At 63.3% G+C, this 16,645-nt stretch carries 13 protein-coding genes and 1 tRNA gene; 11 read left to right on the forward strand and 3 right to left on the reverse strand.

All coding sequences use genetic code 11. From position 1 onward, the window contains the following. From CF161_RS04815 to CF161_RS04865, 11 genes are all read left to right on the forward strand, one after another. Nucleotides 1-390 (forward strand): thiamine pyrophosphate-dependent enzyme (locus CF161_RS04815; protein WP_020295441.1); only part of this gene is annotated, 390 nt, incomplete at its 5' end. A gap of 34 nt (nt 391-424) precedes the next feature. Then, a complete protein-coding gene (locus tag CF161_RS04820) occupies nt 425-2,008 on the forward strand; it encodes a hypothetical protein (RefSeq protein WP_020295442.1) in 1,584 nt (527 codons plus the stop codon). Nucleotides 2,009-2,067: 59 nt separating this feature from the next. Beyond that, nucleotides 2,068-2,856 (forward strand): ABC transporter ATP-binding protein, encoded by a 789-nt coding sequence (locus CF161_RS04825; RefSeq protein WP_020295443.1) that lies wholly within the window; start codon nt 2,068-2,070, stop codon nt 2,854-2,856. Between the two features lie 55 nt (nt 2,857-2,911). Next, entirely contained in the window at nt 2,912-3,688 is a 777-nt protein-coding gene (locus tag CF161_RS04830) for a transporter substrate-binding domain-containing protein (RefSeq protein ID WP_020295444.1), read from the forward strand. Nucleotides 3,689-3,724: 36 nt separating this feature from the next. Then, the gene (locus tag CF161_RS04835) at nt 3,725-4,438 is read left to right on the forward strand and encodes an ABC transporter permease (RefSeq protein ID WP_020295445.1); all 714 of its coding nucleotides are present in this window, start codon (nt 3,725-3,727) and stop codon (nt 4,436-4,438) included. A gap of 9 nt (nt 4,439-4,447) precedes the next feature. Beyond that, entirely contained in the window at nt 4,448-5,137 is a 690-nt protein-coding gene (locus CF161_RS04840; protein WP_020295446.1) for an ABC transporter permease, read from the forward strand. A 48-nt stretch (nt 5,138-5,185) separates the two neighbouring features. Continuing rightward, nucleotides 5,186-6,367, forward strand: coding sequence for a pyridoxal phosphate-dependent aminotransferase (locus CF161_RS04845; protein WP_020295447.1), 1,182 nt, complete (start codon nt 5,186-5,188; stop codon nt 6,365-6,367). A gap of 92 nt (nt 6,368-6,459) precedes the next feature. Continuing rightward, nucleotides 6,460-8,208: an amidohydrolase gene (locus CF161_RS04850; RefSeq protein WP_020295448.1), complete on the forward strand. Its 1,749-nt coding sequence runs from the start codon at nt 6,460-6,462 to the stop codon at nt 8,206-8,208. Further along, nucleotides 8,205-9,125, forward strand: coding sequence for a GTP-binding protein (locus CF161_RS04855; protein WP_020295449.1), 921 nt, complete (start codon nt 8,205-8,207; stop codon nt 9,123-9,125). The genes CF161_RS04850 and CF161_RS04855 overlap by 4 nt, the downstream gene beginning before the upstream one ends. A gap of 245 nt (nt 9,126-9,370) precedes the next feature. Continuing rightward, a complete protein-coding gene (locus CF161_RS04860; protein WP_043228658.1) occupies nt 9,371-10,057 on the forward strand; it encodes a CatB-related O-acetyltransferase in 687 nt (228 codons plus the stop codon). A 44-nt stretch (nt 10,058-10,101) separates the two neighbouring features. Continuing rightward, entirely contained in the window at nt 10,102-10,653 is a 552-nt protein-coding gene (locus CF161_RS04865) for a serine acetyltransferase (protein ID WP_020295451.1), read from the forward strand. 134 nt (nt 10,654-10,787) lie between these two features. Here the strand turns inward: CF161_RS04865 and CF161_RS04870 are convergent. The 3 genes from CF161_RS04870 to rpoD all read right to left on the reverse strand — a co-directional run bounded on the left by CF161_RS04870 (nt 10,788) and on the right by rpoD (nt 16,590). After that, nucleotides 10,788-10,864: transfer RNA gene (locus CF161_RS04870), tRNA-Ile, on the reverse strand. 15 nt (nt 10,865-10,879) lie between these two features. After that, entirely contained in the window at nt 10,880-14,623 is a 3,744-nt protein-coding gene (locus tag CF161_RS04875; RefSeq protein ID WP_020295452.1) for an EAL domain-containing protein, read from the reverse strand. A gap of 119 nt (nt 14,624-14,742) precedes the next feature. Continuing rightward, nucleotides 14,743-16,590, reverse strand: coding sequence for an RNA polymerase sigma factor RpoD (gene rpoD, locus CF161_RS04880; protein WP_020295453.1), 1,848 nt, complete (start codon nt 16,588-16,590; stop codon nt 14,743-14,745). Between the last annotated feature and the right edge of the window lie 55 nt (nt 16,591-16,645).

The following is a 16,645-nucleotide window of genomic DNA, read 5'->3' on the forward strand; positions in this document are numbered from 1 at the left end:
TTCGGCACCCTGGGCTACGCCTTGCCGGCGGCCATCGGCGCCAAGCTGGCGATGCCGGGGCGCCCGGTGCTGGCGCTGGTGGGGGACGGCGGGGCGCAGTTCTCCAGCGCCGAGCTGATCGCGGCCCAGGAGGCCGGGCTGGGAGTGATTCTGGTGCTGTGGAACAACCACTGCTACGGCGAGATTCGCGACTACATGACCGCACGGGATATCGCCCCGCTGGGGGTGGACATCCTGACCCCGGACTTCGCCGCCCTGGCCCGGGCCAGCCACGTGCAATACCACCGCGTGAGTGCACGCGCAGCGCTGGGCGAATTGCTGGCCGGCCTGGCCGATACCCGGCAGCCGGTGCTGATCGAAGTGGACGCCCAAGCCTTTCTCTCGGCCTGACCCAACAGCCGCGAAACCACCTGGAGTTGTGTGCATGTCTCCCTACAAGCAATTTGCCCTCGATTGGGTCGAACGCCATCGCCAGCAGCTGTCGGACTGGCATCAGATCATCTGGCATTACGCCGAGCCGGCGTTTCGCGAATACAAGTCCTGCGCCTGGTACGTGCAGTTGCTGGAAGCCGAAGGCTTCACCGTGGAGCACAACAGCGGCGGCATGCCCACCGCCTTCTGCGCCACCTTCACCCAGGGCACGGGCCCGGTGCTGGCGACCTACGCCGAGTACGACGCAGTGCCCGGCAACTGCCAGGCGGCGACCACCCGCAAAATGCCCCGTGACGGCCTGTCGCGTTTTGCCCCGGGGCATACCGACCCGCATTCGGCCCTGGGCATCAGCGCCCTGGGCGGGGCCTTGGCGGCAAAAGCGGCGATGCTCGAATTCGGCCTGCAGGGCACCATCAAGTTCTTCGGCGAGCCGGCGGAAAAACTCCGCGCCTCCAAGCCGGTGCACGCGGCCAAGGGTTACTACGATGACCTGGACGCGGCCATCAGCTTTCACCCGACCTACATGCTGCCGCTGAACAACACCACCACCTGGAATACCCATTGCGGTATTGCCTACGCCTACATCTACAGCTTCACCTGCGACGACCCGCAAAACTGGATCGCCGCCGATCGCTACAGCCCGATCCCGCAAAACCACCTGGCCGCCCGGGCGCCGGGGGCCAACGACGCCCTGGTGCACTTCTACACCCTGAACGAAAGCCTGCGCCGTTCGACCCTGCCGTTCACCGGCCTGTGGAGCTACAACGAGGCCATCCTCACCGCCGGCCAGGCCACCGCCGACAACCTGCCGCCGCACCTGTCGCAGATCCAGTACCTGCTGCGCTGCGACTCCATCGAGCAGGCCGAAACCATCTCCCAGGTGATGGACAACAACGCCGCTGCGGCCGCCATGGCCACCGGTTGCCAATGGAAAAAAACCTGGGTCTGCAAGTCCCGCGGCGGGCTGCCCAACCATGTGCTGGCCCAGTCCACCTACGACAACCTGGCCGCCATCGGCGCGCCACGCTGGGATGAAGAGGCCTGTGCCATTGCCCGCGAGATCCAGGTCAACCTGGGCCTTGCGCCGATGGACAAACCCTTCCTGCCGGCCATCGAGGAATTGATCGACCCCCAGGAATGCGAGCGCCAGCTGCGCCTGCAAATGCCGGCCTGGCAGAACTACCTGACCTCCGACGACTACCCGGAATACACCTGGCACTGCCCCACCGTGCGCTTGCTGGTGGCCCGGCCGATGCTCGCCGCGCCGCCGGGCACGGTCTACCCGGACTGGGTTTCCAACGCCCTGGGCGGGATTGCCCAGACCATCGACCCGATGATCGATGTCGCGGCCAAGACCATTGCCTGCACCTTGCTCGACCTGTTCGGCGACGCCGACCTGCTGGGCGCGGCCAAGGCCGAGTTCGAACAGCGCACCGGCGGCGGGATTGGCGGCAGCCGCTGGCAGGCGCCGTTGCTGCCGGCGGACTTCAAGGCCCCGCACCGCTTCCGCTGGCCGGAGTACATCCGCACCGCGCGGGGCGAAGAGTGGTGGATTCCCGCCCGCGATGACGAATGACGGCGGGCTTGCGCCGCGCAAACAGAGCAACCAGGGGAGACACAGACGTGCCTGCAGCAGTGAATAAAAACAGTCCGGACACCCCGGTAGTCGCGATTGACGACTTGCACAAGAGTTATGCCGATCACCATGTCCTGAAGGGGATTTCGCTGCGCGCCAACGAAGGCGAAGTGGTGTCGCTGATCGGCTCCAGCGGCTCGGGAAAAAGCACCTTGCTGCGCTGCATCAACTTGCTGGAAGTGCCGTGCAGCGGCAGCTTGCGCATCAATGGCGAACAGGTGAAGTTGAAGACCAACGCCCGGGGCGTGGCGCAGATTGCCGACGCGCGCCAGGTGGAGCGGTTGCGTACCCGGCTGAGCATGGTGTTCCAGAGCTTCAACCTGTGGCCGCACCGCACGGTGCTGGAAAACGTCATCGAAGCCCCGGTATTTGTCTTGGGCGAAGACCGCAAGGAGGCCATCGCCCACGGCGAGCACCTGCTGGAGAAAGTCGGCCTGATCGACAAGCGCGACGTGTTCCCGGCCTTTCTTTCCGGCGGCCAGCAACAACGGGTGGCCATTGCCCGGGCCCTGGCCATGCGCCCCCAGGTGATGCTGTTCGACGAGCCGACCTCGGCGCTGGACCCGGAGTTGGTGGGCGAGGTACTGCGGGTGATCCAGGGCATTGCCGAAGAGGGCCGGACCATGATCCTGGTCACCCATGAAATGGCGTTTGCCCGGGATGTGTCGAGCAAGGTGGTGTATTTGCATCAGGGCCAGGTGGAAGAGGAAGGGCCACCGGCCCAGGTATTACTGGATCCGCGCAGCGAACGCTGCCGACAATTTGTGATGGCGCAGGACAACCGCTGACCTGGCTCAAACGGCCTGACCCAACAATAACAATCGATAAAACGAGGGTTTCATCATGAAAAAGACACTGTTGCTCCTGCTCCAGGCGTGCGTCCTGACATGCGCCGGCGCACCGGCTTTCGCCGCCGACAAGGTGGTGTTCGGCATCGCCCTGGAACCCTACCCACCGTTCTCCTACAAAAATGGCAGTGGCGCCTGGAGCGGGTTCGAGCCGGACATGATCAGCGCGGTGTGCGCGCAGATGCAGGCCGACTGCAAGCTCAATGAAATGGCCTGGGACGGGCTGATCCCGGCACTCAAGTCACAGCAGGTGGACGTGGTACTCAACTCGCTGTCGATCACCCCGGAGCGCAAGGAGGTGATTGATTTCACCCAGCCGTACTTCTTCACCCGCGCGCTGTGGGTGGCCGACGCCAGCCTCAAGGTCGAACCCACCCCCGAGGGCCTGAAAGGCAAGATCATCGGCGTGCAGGGTTCCACCACCCACTCGGCGTACATCAAGAAGTACTTCGGCGCCCACTCCACCGTGCGCTACTACAACGACCAGGACGACATCCTCGCCGACCTGCGCAGTGGCCGCATCGACATCTTCCTGGCCGATCAACTGGCGGTCGAGCCGCTGCTGGACAGCCCGGACAACGCGATGCTCGCCAGCAAAGGCGTGGCGCCCCTGGACCCACTGTTCGGCGAAGGCGTCGGCGCCGGTGTGCGCAAAGGCAACGATGCCCTGCGCGAGCGCCTGAACCTGGCCTTGCAGGCCCTGCGCGACAATGGCACCTACGAGAAGATTCGCGCCAAGTACTTCAAGACCGATATCTCGTCCCTTGAATAATCACGCTCTACAGGTCCATCCCCGGCAGGTGCGCTTATGACTGTTTCGGAAATCTACCGGCTGTTTTTTGCCGAGGGCTGGCTCCAGGCCCTGGCCCAGGGGATGGTGAAAACCCTGGGTATCTCCCTGGGCGCCTTTATCCTCGGGCTGGCCATCGGCTTGCTGGTGGCCATGGTCAAGCTGCGTGGCCCACGCTGGCTGGTGCTGTGCGCCAACTGCTACACCACGCTGTACCGTGCGGTGCCGGAGCTGCTGCTGATCCTGCTGCTGTATTACGCCGGCACCGACCTGATCAACCTGCTGATGGCCAAGCTGGGGCGGCCGGGGGTGGAGGTCAACGGGTTCATGGCGGCCATCGTGGTGCTGGGGATCGTCCAGGGCGCTTACTCCGGGGAGATCATCCGCGGCGCGATCCAGGCCATTCCCCATGGCCAGATCGAGGCGGCACGGGCCTATGGCATCAACCGCCTGTTGCTGCTGCGGCGCATCGTGCTGCCGAGCATGTTGCCGTTCGCCATCGCCGGGCTGTCGAACCTGTGGCTGGTGCTGGTCAAGGAAAGCGCGCTGATCAGCGTGGTCGGCTACAGCGAGCTGCTGTCGGCGGGGCGCCAGGCGGCGGCGTCGACCAAACACTACCTGCTGTTCTACCTCGCGGTAGCGGCGTTCTATTACCTGATCACGCTGGTCTCCAGCTCGGTGTTCCGGCAGCTCGAAGTGCGCTTCGAACGCTGGATGCCACGACACGTCTAGGAGGCGGGCATGGACTTCAACTGGCTGAACAACTTTTCCAGCGAACTGATCCGTGGCGCCTGGATCACCTTCCAGTTGCTGCTGATTTCCGGCGCCCTGGGGTTTCTGATGGCGGTCGGCGTGGCGTTGGGTCGCTTGTCGCGCAACCCGCTGCTGGCCAACGGGCTGCGTTTCTACACCAGCGTGTTGCGCGGCACGCCGCTGCTGGTGCAGATCTACATCCTCTACTACGGTGTCGGCAGCGTGTTTGCCAGCTTCCCGCTGATTCGCGGCAGCCTGTTCTGGCCGTACCTGCGTGAAGGCTTCTGGTACGTGGCCCTGGCCCTGACCTTGAGCGTGTCGGCCTATGTCGGCGAAGTGCTGCGCGGCGGTCTGCGCGCGGTGCCGCGGGGTGAGCTGGAGGCGGCCCGGGCCTATGGCATGCGGCCCTGGCTGGTGTTGCGTCGGGTGTGGATGCCTCGGGCCTTGCAGATGCTGCGCCCGACCCTGGCCGGGGAAAGCGTGATGCTGCTCAAGGCCACGGCCCTGGCGTCCACCGTGGCGGTCACCGACCTGCTGGGCGCGGCCAACCTGGTGCGTGCCCAGACCCTGCGGGTCTACGAGCCGCTGCTGGTGGTGGCGGTGATCTACATCATTCTGGCGATCGTGATCGAGCAGGCCTTCAACCGCATTGGCAAGACGCCACAGCGCCAGGCCTGAGATCTGAATTCATTTAAGCGTTGGCCGAGGGCCGGCGAGGAGTGGCTAATGCAGTATTCATCCGTGGTCAAACGCATCAGCGGCGAGACCGTCAGTGCCTGGGACATCCACTACGCAGCCTGCGACGCCCAGGAGCGCGGCGAGGATGCGATTGTGCTGAGCATCGGCGATCCGGACTTCGCCACCGACGAGGCGATCTGCGCCGCCGCCGTCCAGGCCCTGAAGGAAGGCGACACCCATTACACCCACGTGGTCGGTCGCCCGGCCCTGCGCGCGGCGATCGCCGCCAAGCAGGCGGCCTTGCTCGACTTGCCGGTGACGGCAGACAACATCGCGGTGGTCGCCGGCGCGCAGAACGGCTTGTATGCCACCGCCATGTGCCTCTTTGAGCAGGGCGACGAGGTTCTGGTGCCAGAGCCGATGTACCTGACCTACGCCGCCAGCATCCAGGCCAGCGGCGCGCGCCTGGTGTCGATCGCGCAGCCGGCGGCGGAGGATTTCCGCCTCAGCGTGGCGGCCCTCGAGGCGCAGATCACCGAGCGCACCCGGGGCATCGCCCTGGCCACGCCGAACAATCCCACCGGCAACGTCTACACCCTCGAAGAACTGGAAGCGGTGGCCCTGGTCGCCCGGCGCCATGACTTGTGGGTGATCAGCGACGAAGTCTATGGCCAGCTCACCTACGACCGGCCCCACCAGAGCGTGGCCACCTTGCCCGGCATGCTGGAGCGCACCGTGGTGCTCAACAGCCTGTCCAAGTCCCATGCCATGACCGGCTGGCGCGTTGGCTGGGTGGTGGCGCCCACCGAGCTGGTCGGGCACCTGGATAACCTGCTGCTGTGCATGCTGTACGGCTTGCCGGGGTTTATCCAGGCGGCGGCGCTGAAGGCGCTGGAGCTGGACGAACAGATTGTCGGCCAGGCCCGTGAGCTGTATCGCCGGCGTCGCGACCTGGTGGTGGCCGGCCTGGGCCAGTTGCCGCTGCTCAAGTGCAAGGTCCCGGAAGCGGGCATGTTCATGTTGGTGGACGTGCGCGGCACCGGGCTGTCGAGCACCGAATTCGCCTGGCAGCTGTTCCGTGCCACCGGTGTCTCGGTGCTCGATGCCAGTGCGTTCGGCGCCAGCACCGCAGGCTTTGTCCGGGTTTCGTTCACGGTTTCCGACACTGCCCTCAGCGAAGCCTGCCGGCGCATCGCACGCTTCGTCGAAAGCCTGGAGGCCGGCCGCTAGAGCCTGCCCCACCCCCGCTGACTGACTTCGTCCAACGGCGCGAAAACGCGCCGCAGGGCCTCCCTTTGCCTAGAAAAAAGCAGGTGCCGCACATGACAGCCATCGACAACTTCACATCGACCCACTCCAGCAGTGGGCTGTTTGCCGACCTGATCCTCGATAACGGAAGGATCCGTACCATGAACCCGGCCCAGCCCTGGGCTGAAAGCGTGGCGATTCGTGGCGGCCGCCTGATTGCGGTGGGCCTGCGCGGCGACGTGCTGCCGTTCAAGGGCCCGCTGACCCGGGTGCATGACCTGCAAGGAGCGTTCTGCATGCCCGGCCTGCACGATATGCACACCCACCCGGACCTGGCGCTGGCCCCGCGCTACAGCGACGACCTGGACGTGGGCATCGAAGACCCGACCCCGGAGCAGCTCAAGCAGGCGATCCTGGCCTATGCCGAGAGTCACCCGGGCGATGGCTGGATTCATGGCCAGTACTGGGTGCGCTACACCTTTCGCGAGGCCGGGCTGACCCCCGGGCGCGCCTGGCTCGACAGCATTCTGCCGGACCGCCCGATCGCGCTGCTCGATCGCATGTGGGGCACCATGATGGTCAACTCCCGGGCCCTGGAGCTGGCGGGCATCGACCGCCATACCAGCGACCCGCGCAACGGCTACCTGGAACGCGACGAACTGACGGGCGAACCCACCGGGCTGATGATCGACGGCGCCTACGCCATGATCCACGCCGCCATGCCGCCGACCCCGGTGGAGGTGCTGCGCCAGGCCTACCGCGATGGCGTGCACTTCCAGAGCGCCCGCGGCGTGACGGCCAGCAAGTACGTGCATGTCTGCGAGCAGCGCCTGCAAGCCCTCAAGGAACTCGACGACCAGGGCCAACTGACGGTCCGTATCGAAGCGGCCATCAGCTGGCAGGACGATATATTCCCGGTGCGCCGGCGCTGGGAGCTGCTCAGCGGCGAGCGGCACTATTACCGTAGCGCGCGGCTCAGTGCCAACGCGGTCAAGTTCCACTTTGATGGCACGGTGGAGCCGCGCTCGTCCTACCTGCTGACCCCCTGGCCGCAGGAAGCGAGCTGGCGCGGCAAGCTCAACCTGACGCCCGAGCACATCACCGACATGGTGGTCGACATGGACCGCCGTGGCCTGCGGGTGATTGCCCACTGCACCGGCGACGGCGCCTCCGACGTGTTCCTCGATGCGGTGGCCGAGGCGCGCCGGCGCAATGGTTTCAGCGGCATTCGCCATCAGTGCGCCCACAGCACCTTGCTGCACCCGGGCAACCTCAAGCGCTTTCGCGAGCTGGAAGTGATTGCCGAGTTTTCCCCGGCGGCCTGGTACCCGACGCCGTTCGCCACCGGCGCCCGTTCCGGCTACGGCCAGGAGCGCCTCAAGCGCATCTATGACTTCAAGGGCGTGCTGGCGGCGGGCGGTATTGCGGTCATGGGCACCGACTGGCCGGTGGCCTCGATCGACCCCTGGCTAGCACTGGAGACCATGGTCACCCGGCAGAACCCATGGAACCAGGAGCCTGACTGCTTCGGCGAACCGATCTCCCTGGAGCAGGCACTGCAAGTGGTGACCAGCAACGGCGCCTACGCCATGGGCCTGGAACACCTGACTGGCAGCCTGGAGGTGGGCAAGTCGGCGGACCTGATCGTGCTCGACCGCGACCTGTTCGCCCAGCCGGCGCGCAACTATATCCACCGCACCCAGGTGCAACTGACCCTGGTGGAAGGCCAACCGGTGTACGACTTGCAGGGGCTGTTCGATGACACCCCGCTGCAAGCCACCTGGCGCGGGAAACCGCCGGTATTGGAAGGAGAGGGGTCATGAACCGTATTGCCGTGACGGTGATCTGCGGCTTTCTCGGCGCCGGCAAGACCACCTTGCTCAACCGCATGGTCCAGCGCGACGACGCGGGGCGCCTGGCGGTGATCGTCAATGATTTTGGCGAGCTCAACATCGATGCGGCGATCATCGCCGAGGTGACCGACGCCGTGTACAGCCTGCAAAACGGCTGTATCTGCTGCACCGTCCAGGAAGACCTGCTGGCCCAGTTGGTCAGCCTCAGCCAGCTGAGCCCGCGCCTTACGCGTATCGTCATCGAATGCAGCGGGGTTTCCGATCCGCAGCGCATCCTGCAAACCCTGGCCTACCCACAGCTGCGCGCCCAGTTGCAGCTCGATGCGGTGCTCACCGTGGTCGACGGGGTCGGTTACAGCAGCCTGGAAGGGGAGTTTGCCCGCCTGTCCCGGGCCCAGGTCGCCTGCGCCGACCTGGTGCTGCTGAACAAGACCGATCTGCTCGCCCCGCAGGAACTGGCCCTGGTACGCAGCAAGCTGGGGGCGAGGGTGCCGGTGATCGAGACGGTGTACGCCGAACTGCCCGACAGCCTGCTGCTCAGCGACCGGGTCGAGGCCGGCTCATTGAAAATGCTCCCGGCCGCCACCCGCCACGACCAACTGTTCGAATCCTGGCTCTGGCAGAGCCCGCAAGCCCTGGACCCGGAGCGCTTTCGCCAGTGGCTGGCGCAGATCCCGCCGCAAGTATTCCGGGTCAAGGGCCTGGTGCACCTGCAAGGCATCCAGGCTCCCCAGTGGCTGCAACATGTCGGCCAGCGCAGCCAGTTCAGCGCCGCGCAAAACAGCGATGCACAGCAGGCGGTGCAACTGGTGTTTATCGCCCGTCGCGGCAGTGAACTGCGCGAAAGCCTGGGGCGCAGCCTGGAGGCGTGTTTGAGTGCGGCGTGAGTGGCAACCGCAGCGGCTGCAAGGGCGCTCGCGCGCCTGCTGTGGCCTTGTCCGGAGCCCTCGGAATTGATCGATTCCGGCGCCAATCGGACGGCGCCGAAATCCAGGCGCCAGGCGCCCATTTTGTTTCCTGAACAAAGCGTCAAGTGCCAACAAAATCTCCTCTTGCTGATGTAATGTGCTGCACCGTGAGTGTTGCCTCACGTGGGTGCAGGGCAGGCATATTTCGATGGTCGGAGGTTGTGTTGGGTATTAGGGATTGGTACTGGAATCGCCAGGTCCGGCGGCATGGTTTCAAGTTTGGCACCGCTGTTTCGACCATCGGCAAGCGAGCCACGCTCAAGCTGGAAGAAGGCGTACGCATGGGCAATGTCGACATCGACGTTCGAGGCGAGCTGTCGATCGGTGCCCATACCTACATCAGAAGTGACAGTTGCCTGCAAATGGTGACCTCGATCGGACGTTTCTGCTCGATCGGTGCCGGTGTGATCCTTGGCCAGGAGAAAAACAACCACCCTGCGGACTGGCTGAGCACCCACCCCTTCCAGTACACCGATACCGCCTGGCAATACGACGCGCACATCGACTTCGGCACCATCGGCAATGACGTCTGGATCGGGCGCGACGCCATGGTCCTGGAGGGCGTCAACGTCGGCACCGGGGCGATCATCGCCACTCGCGCCCTGGTCACTCAGGATGTACCCCCTTACGCCGTGGTGGCCGGGGTGCCGGCCAAGCTGATCCGCTACCGCTATTCAGCGGAAATGATTGATCGCCTGCTGGCTTCAAAGTGGTGGGAGCGGGACATGTCGCAACTCAAGGACCTGCCCCTCAACGACCCGGCCTCCTGCCTCGAGCAACTGCCACAGCTGGCGCCAGCCAACTACCGACAGATCCAGCTGACCTGCAAAGGGTGCAAAGTGCTGCGCTGATGGTGTTGCAAAGACCAATCCCAGAAACACATAGGACCGAACGCGTGACTCTTGACCAGTTGTTTGAGTATTGGCGGGTTGAAGTATCCAACAAGAAGAAAGTGGGCAGCCGGATCGGCCTGATCTCCAACATGCTCCGGCGGGTCAGGCGAGACAACAAACTGCGCTTCCTGTTTTCTTTCCGGCTTGCCCAGTACCTGCATGGACGGGGCGGATTCTGGGCTGCGCGTGCACGTCGGATGCAACAAAAACTCAACCTCAAATACGGGGTCGATATCGATCTGGGCGCAGACATCGGCCCGGGGCTGCGCATTGCGCATCTACCCGGAGTGGTGATTTCCGGCCATGCAAAGATCGGTCGGAATTTCTTTATCCGGCAAAATACGACGGTCGGAATCAAGACCCTCGGCCTCGATCACTACAACCTGAGGATCGGTGACAACGTCAGCGTCGGTGCTAACAGCTGCATCATCGGTGACGAACTGGTGGTGGGGGATAACGCCACCATCGGCGCGATGTCCCTGGTCAACAAAGACGTCCCCGCCAATTGCACCTTTTACAACGAGCGCAAGACCCAGATCCGGCCTTTGCGGTAAATGCGCTGGCATCCGTTGGAATGGGCAGGGGAGCTGGGTGCCGAGTGTTCTGCGAGCTTTGCTGGAAGCACGTTTGAACGCTGGAAACGCAACCTCCAGATACACGAAAGCCGCGCAATGCGCGGCTTTTTATTTGGTGGGCCCACACGGACTTGAACCGTGGACCAAAGGATTATGAGTCCTCTGCTCTAACCAACTGAGCTATAGGCCCTCAGTAGGCGGCGGATTATAACGATGGATTCTCGGCTGTGCTATCCGAAAAATCTGAAACGCCCATCTGCAGAAAGGTCGCGGCGAACTCATCGGCGCATAGCGGCAGGCTGACGATGTAGCCCTGGATCTGTTCGCAGCCTTCGGCGCCGAGGAATGCCTGTTGCTCGTGGCTTTCGACGCCTTCGGCGATCACTGTGAATTGCATGCTGCGGCCCAGGGCGATGATGGCGCGCACGATCGCTACGTCATGGGGGTCGTCCGGCAGGCCACGGACAAACGACTGGTCGATTTTCAGGAAGTCCAGGGGCAGGCGCTTGAGGTAGCTGAGCGAGGAATAACCAGTGCCGAAGTCGTCGATCGCCAACTGGACCCCCAGGCGCTTGAGTTGGTGCAGCACCTCCAGCGCTTCTTCGGTCTGGCTCATGATGAAGTTCTCGGTGATCTCCAGCTGCAGGAAGCCCGGCCGCAGGTGGTTGTCCTTGAGCAGTTGTTCGATGCGCCCCAGCAGGTTGGGCTGGCGCAGCTGGGCGCCGGCCAGGTTCACCGAGAGCGGGCCGAAGGGCGCATAGCGCTCATTCCAGGCCGACATCTGCTGGCAGGCCTGCTCCAGCACCCAATCGCCGATCTGCAGGATCATGCCGTTTTCTTCGGCCAAGGGGATGAAGTGCTCCGGAGGCACGTCGCCAAACGTCGGGTGCCGCCAGCGAAGCAGCGCCTCGGCGCCGACCAGTTCCTGATCGATAAGGCTGATCTTGGGCTGGTAGTATAGGGACAGTTCGTTGCGCTCGATGGCACGGCGCAATTCTTGTTCCAGGGCGACCCGCTCGCTGGCCTGGGCAGTCAGGTCGCGGGTGTACCTTTCCACCCGGTTGCGGCCTTTGGCCTTGGAGCGATACATCGCCGCGTCGGCGTTTTTGATCAGTGTGGCAACGTCGGTGCCGTCCTTGGGGTAGAGGCTGGTGCCGATGCTGGCACTGATGAAGAACTCATGTTCCCCGGCCTGGAAGGGCGCGCTGAAGCAGTTCAGAAGCTTGCCGGCGATATGGTCGGCATCGCTGGCTTGCTGCAGCCCGGGCAGGAGAATGATGAACTCGTCGCCGCCCAGGCGCGCCACGGTATCGATGTCGCGCAGTTGCTCCTTGAGGCGTACGGCAATGCCCTTGAGCAAAAGATCGCCGACCGGATGGCCGAGGCTGTCGTTGATGTGCTTGAAGCGGTCGAGGTCGAGAAACAGCACCGCGCCCTGGCTGCCGTTTTCCTGCTGGCCGTTGAGTGCGGTCAGCAAGCGGCTTTCGAACAGGGTGCGGTTCGGCAGGCCGGTCAGCGGGTCGTGGTGGGCTTGGTAATCGAGCCGTGCCTGGGCGTGCTTGAGGCTGGAGATGTCGGCGAATACTGCGACGAAATGGGTGATCGATTGCTCCTTGTTGCGCACGGCACTGATGGTCAGCCAGCTGGGGTACAGCTCGCCGTTCTTGCGCCGGTTCGAGATCTCGCCCTGCCAGTGCCCTTCTGCCGTCAGCTGGTACCACATGGCGGCGTAGAAGGCGCTGTCGTGCAGGCCGGACGCCAGCAGGCGCGGCGTGTGGCCGAGGGCTTCGGTTTCGCTGTAGCCGGTGATTTCGGTAAATGCCCGATTGACCGCGCTGATGTGTTGCTGGGTGTCGGTGATCAGTACCCCTTCGGCGGTGCTCTCGAAGACGGTGGCGGCTTGCTGGAGCTTTTCCTGCATCAGGTGGCGTTCGGTGATATCGCGGGCGATGGTCAGCATGCAGTCTTCGTTGCCGATGGGCAGGGGGCGGCTGGACAGCTCGCACAAGCGGATCTGCCCGTCGTTGCGCCGGATATGGCAGCTGAAATCCCGCACGTAGCCATCGCGGTTCAGCAGCTCGAGCATGTGTTTGCGCTCGTTGAGGTTGACCCAGATGCCCAGGTCCAGGGTCGAGCGATCCAGGGACATGGCGCTGTTGAATCCGGTGATGCGGCTGAAGCCTTCGTTGACCTCAATCAGCAGCCCGTCGCGCTGGCGGCTCAACAGCAAGCCGTCAGGCGAGGCGTGGAAGGCCTTGGCGAACTTCTCCTCGGAGGTCTGCAGCAATTGCTGGGTCTCCTTGAGCCGACTGATATCGCGCACCACCACTACCAGCGCCGGGGTGGTGTCGAGGTCGAAGGGTTCGGCGGAAATCAGGCCGGTGAACAACTGGCCGTTGTGCCGGCGAAAGGGCATCTCCAGGTTGCGGATACTCCCGGCTTGCAGGCGCAGCAGCAGGCCCGGCCCGACGCCCTGGATGCCCCAGATATTGAGGGTAGAGGCGGTCTGGCCGAGCACCTGTTCGGCGCGCAAGCCGATCTGTTCTTCGAAGGCTTTGTTGACCTCCAGCAGGCAGCCGTCCGACAGCCGCGCGATCACCAGGATGTCCGGGCATTGCTGGAACACCGAGGCGAACTTCTGCTCGGACAGGCGCAAGGCTTCCTCGGTATGCTTGGCTTCGCTGATATCGATCATCAGCCCGCGCATCACCGGTTCGTGGCCATGCTCGATCAGGCTGACGATGTCCCGTACCCACAGGCAGCGGCCATCGGCGGTGATAACCCGGTAGTCGAGGCTGTGATCACGTCCGGCGAGCACTTCGTGGTCGCAGAAGGTCTGGGCCCGGGTCAGGTCGGCGGGGTGGATGATGTTGCGCCAGAATCCCGGAATCAGCCAATGGGACAGCGGGTAGCCCAACAGCGCCTCGGCGTGGGGCGAAACGTAGCTGTAGGTGTAGTCGCTGATCCGTGCTTCCCAGGCAATGGCCGACAGGCTCTCCACCAGGCCGCGGTAGTGGTACTCGCTGCTGCGCAGCTGCTGCTCGAGGGCCACGCGCCGGGAGATCTCAGAGCTCAGGCGGCGGTTGATGCGGATCACCACCGCCAGTATCGCGAACAGCAACAGCACGGTGGGCAGGCCGTAGACCAGCAGGTCTGACCAGAACGACCGGTGATCCAGCACATTGCCCACCCAGTGTTCCTGGATCACGCTGATTTCCGCAGGGGTGAGGTCGGCCAGGACCTTGTCGAGAATGCCGATCAGGATATTTTCATCCCGTGGCGCGCCCATCGCCAGTTGATAGCGGTAGGGGGTTTCTCCGCTGACATACAGCCCATCCAGCTTGAGTTGCCGCAGGCTCCAGATGCTTGAGGCGAGGTCGCTGACGACCGCGTCGACCTGGTCGGTGGCAAGGGCCTGCAGGGCCGAGCTGACATTGGGCAAGGCCACCAGATTCAGGTCCGGATGGTGGGTGCGCAGCAGTTCATGGGGCGCATAGTTTTCCACCACCGCGATCTTCAGGCCGTAGAGCTCCCTGAGGTTGTGGGGCTGGGCGCCACCCTCATGGGCGAGAATCACGATGGGAAAGTCGAGGTAAGGCCGGGTAAAGGCCAGGTAGGTCTGGCGCTCCGGGGTCGACATAATCCCCGGCAACAGGTCCAGCTTGCCCTGTTTCGCCTGTTCGAGAACGGCGGTCCAGCTGACCGGTTCGATCGGGTTGAGTTTTATCTCCAGGCGGCTCTGGATCAGGCTGATGTAGTCAGCGGCCAGGCCCTGGTAGCGCCCGTCCTCGTCGCGATACTCGAACGGCGGCCAGGAGGCGTCGACGCCCAGGCGCAATGTGGGGTGGGCCGCCAGCCAGTCACGCTCTTCATCAGTGAGAGTCAACGCGCCAGCCGTAGCGGTCCAGGCAAGCAGCGACAGCAGAAGCACGGCCGGCAGTCTGGGCATAACCGTCTCGTTATGGCACGGGGAATGTTTCGAGTGTAGACGGCAACGCGAGGCGGGGAGGGGGAGGGAAATTTAATCTGCGTAAAGCAAAACCCCCAGCAGGGCTGGGGGTTTTGGTATCACTCGTCGAGGAAGGAGCGCAGATGCTCGCTTCTCGTCGGGTGGCGCAGCTTGCGCAGCGCCTTGGCTTCGATCTGACGAATCCGCTCACGGGTAACGTCGAACTGTTTACCAACTTCCTCGAGGGTGTGGTCGGTATTCATGTCGATGCCGAAACGCATGCGCAGGACCTTGGCTTCACGGGCAGTGAGGCCGGAGAGTACTTCGCGAGTCGCTTCTTTGAGGCTCTCAACAGTGGCGACATCGATTGGCGACTGCATGGTCGAGTCTTCGATGAAGTCACCCAGATGGGAGTCTTCGTCATCACCGATCGGGGTTTCCATGGAGATCGGCTCTTTAGCGATCTTCAATACCTTGCGGATCTTGTCCTCAGGCATTTCCATGCGTTCGCCCAGCTCTTCCGGGGTCGGTTCGCGACCCATTTCCTGCAGCATCTGCCGGGAAATACGGTTGAGCTTGTTGATGGTCTCGATCATGTGCACCGGAATACGGATGGTGCGGGCCTGGTCGGCGATCGAGCGAGTGATCGCCTGACGGATCCACCAGGTGGCATAAGTCGAGAACTTGTAACCGCGACGGTATTCGAACTTGTCCACAGCCTTCATCAAGCCGATGTTGCCTTCCTGGATCAGATCGAGGAATTGCAGGCCACGGTTGGTGTACTTCTTGGCGATGGAGATCACCAGACGCAAGTTCGCTTCAACCATCTCTTTCTTCGCGCGGCGGGCCTTGGCCTCACCGATCGACATGCGACGGTTGATGTCCTTGATCTCGGCAATCGTCAGACCGGTTTCGGTCTCAAGCGCAGTCAGCTTCTGCTGGCAGCGGATGATATCGGGCTGCAGGCGACCAATGGCTTCGGCGTATTTGCTTTTGCCTTTGGCCAGCGCGTCGGTCCAGCTTTCATCAACTTCGTTGCCCGGGAACTGGCGCAGGAAGTCGGCACGCGGCATGCGTGCATCACGAACGCACAGTTGCATGATCGCGCGCTCTTGTTGACGCAGACGATCCAGGGCACTGCGAACACGCTCGACCAGGCCTTCGAATTGCTTCGGAACCAGTTTGATCGGCATGAACAGCTCAGCCAGGGCCAACATCTCGGCAATTGCCTGCTTGTTTGCGCGGCCGTGCTTTTTCAGCGCCTTGCGGGTGATTTCCATCTGGTCGGCCACGGCGCCAAAGCGCTGTGCAGCGATGACCGGATCAGGACCGCTTTCGGTTTCTTCTTCGTCGTCACTGGCTTCGGCGTCATCTTCTTCGGTGTCATCGTCCGCTTTCGCGGCCTTGGCATCGACAGGCGGTGGCACTTCTGCAGCAGGCGGCGCGATGCCGTCGTCCGGGTCGATATAACCACTGAGGACGTCGGACAGGCGGCCACCTTCGGTGGTGACGCGAGTGTACTCGGAGAGAATGTGATCAACCGTGCCAGGGAAGTGCGCAATCGCGCCCATCACTTCACGGATACCCTCTTCGATACGCTTGGCGATTTCGATTTCGCCTTCACGTGTGAGCAGCTCTACCGTACCCATTTCACGCATATACATGCGCACAGGGTCAGTAGTGCGACCAATGTCGGTCTCAACCGCTGCCAACGCAGCAGCAGCTTCTTCAGCTGCGGCTTCGTCGGTATCGGCGTCGGCCAACATAAGGGCGTCCGCATCCGGAGCACTCTCGTGTACGGGGATCCCCATGTCATTGATCATGCGGATGATGTCTTCCACCTGCTCTGGATCTGAAATATCCTCAGGCAGGTGATCGTTGACCTCTGCGTAAGTCAGATACTTCTGCTCACGACCCAGGGTGATCAACTCTTTGATACGAGACTGCTGTTGCGCTTTTCCGGACATAACACCCTATCCACTGAAGGTCTTGGCGGGCAAAAAACAAGCCGAGGATTATACC

This window comes from Pseudomonas sp. CF161, from assembly GCF_000416215.1.
In the GTDB taxonomy this organism is placed as follows: Bacteria; Pseudomonadota; Gammaproteobacteria; order Pseudomonadales; family Pseudomonadaceae; genus Aquipseudomonas.

Excerpts from the sequence above, each read along its gene's own strand:
- CF161_RS04820 (WP_020295442.1), top strand. The coding sequence starts at position 425 with ATGTCTCCCTACAAGCAATTTGCCCTCGATTGGGTCGAACGCCATCGC.
- CF161_RS04830 (WP_020295444.1), top strand. The coding sequence starts at position 2,912 with ATGAAAAAGACACTGTTGCTCCTGCTCCAGGCGTGCGTCCTGACATGC.
- CF161_RS04835 (WP_020295445.1), top strand. The coding sequence starts at position 3,725 with ATGACTGTTTCGGAAATCTACCGGCTGTTTTTTGCCGAGGGCTGGCTC.
- CF161_RS04840 (WP_020295446.1), top strand. The coding sequence starts at position 4,448 with ATGGACTTCAACTGGCTGAACAACTTTTCCAGCGAACTGATCCGTGGC.
- CF161_RS04845 (WP_020295447.1), top strand. The coding sequence starts at position 5,186 with ATGCAGTATTCATCCGTGGTCAAACGCATCAGCGGCGAGACCGTCAGT.
- CF161_RS04850 (WP_020295448.1), top strand. The coding sequence starts at position 6,460 with ATGACAGCCATCGACAACTTCACATCGACCCACTCCAGCAGTGGGCTG.
- CF161_RS04855 (WP_020295449.1), top strand. The coding sequence starts at position 8,205 with ATGAACCGTATTGCCGTGACGGTGATCTGCGGCTTTCTCGGCGCCGGC.
- CF161_RS04875 (WP_020295452.1), bottom strand. The coding sequence starts at position 14,623 with ATGCCCAGACTGCCGGCCGTGCTTCTGCTGTCGCTGCTTGCCTGGACC.
- rpoD (WP_020295453.1), bottom strand. The coding sequence starts at position 16,590 with ATGTCCGGAAAAGCGCAACAGCAGTCTCGTATCAAAGAGTTGATCACC.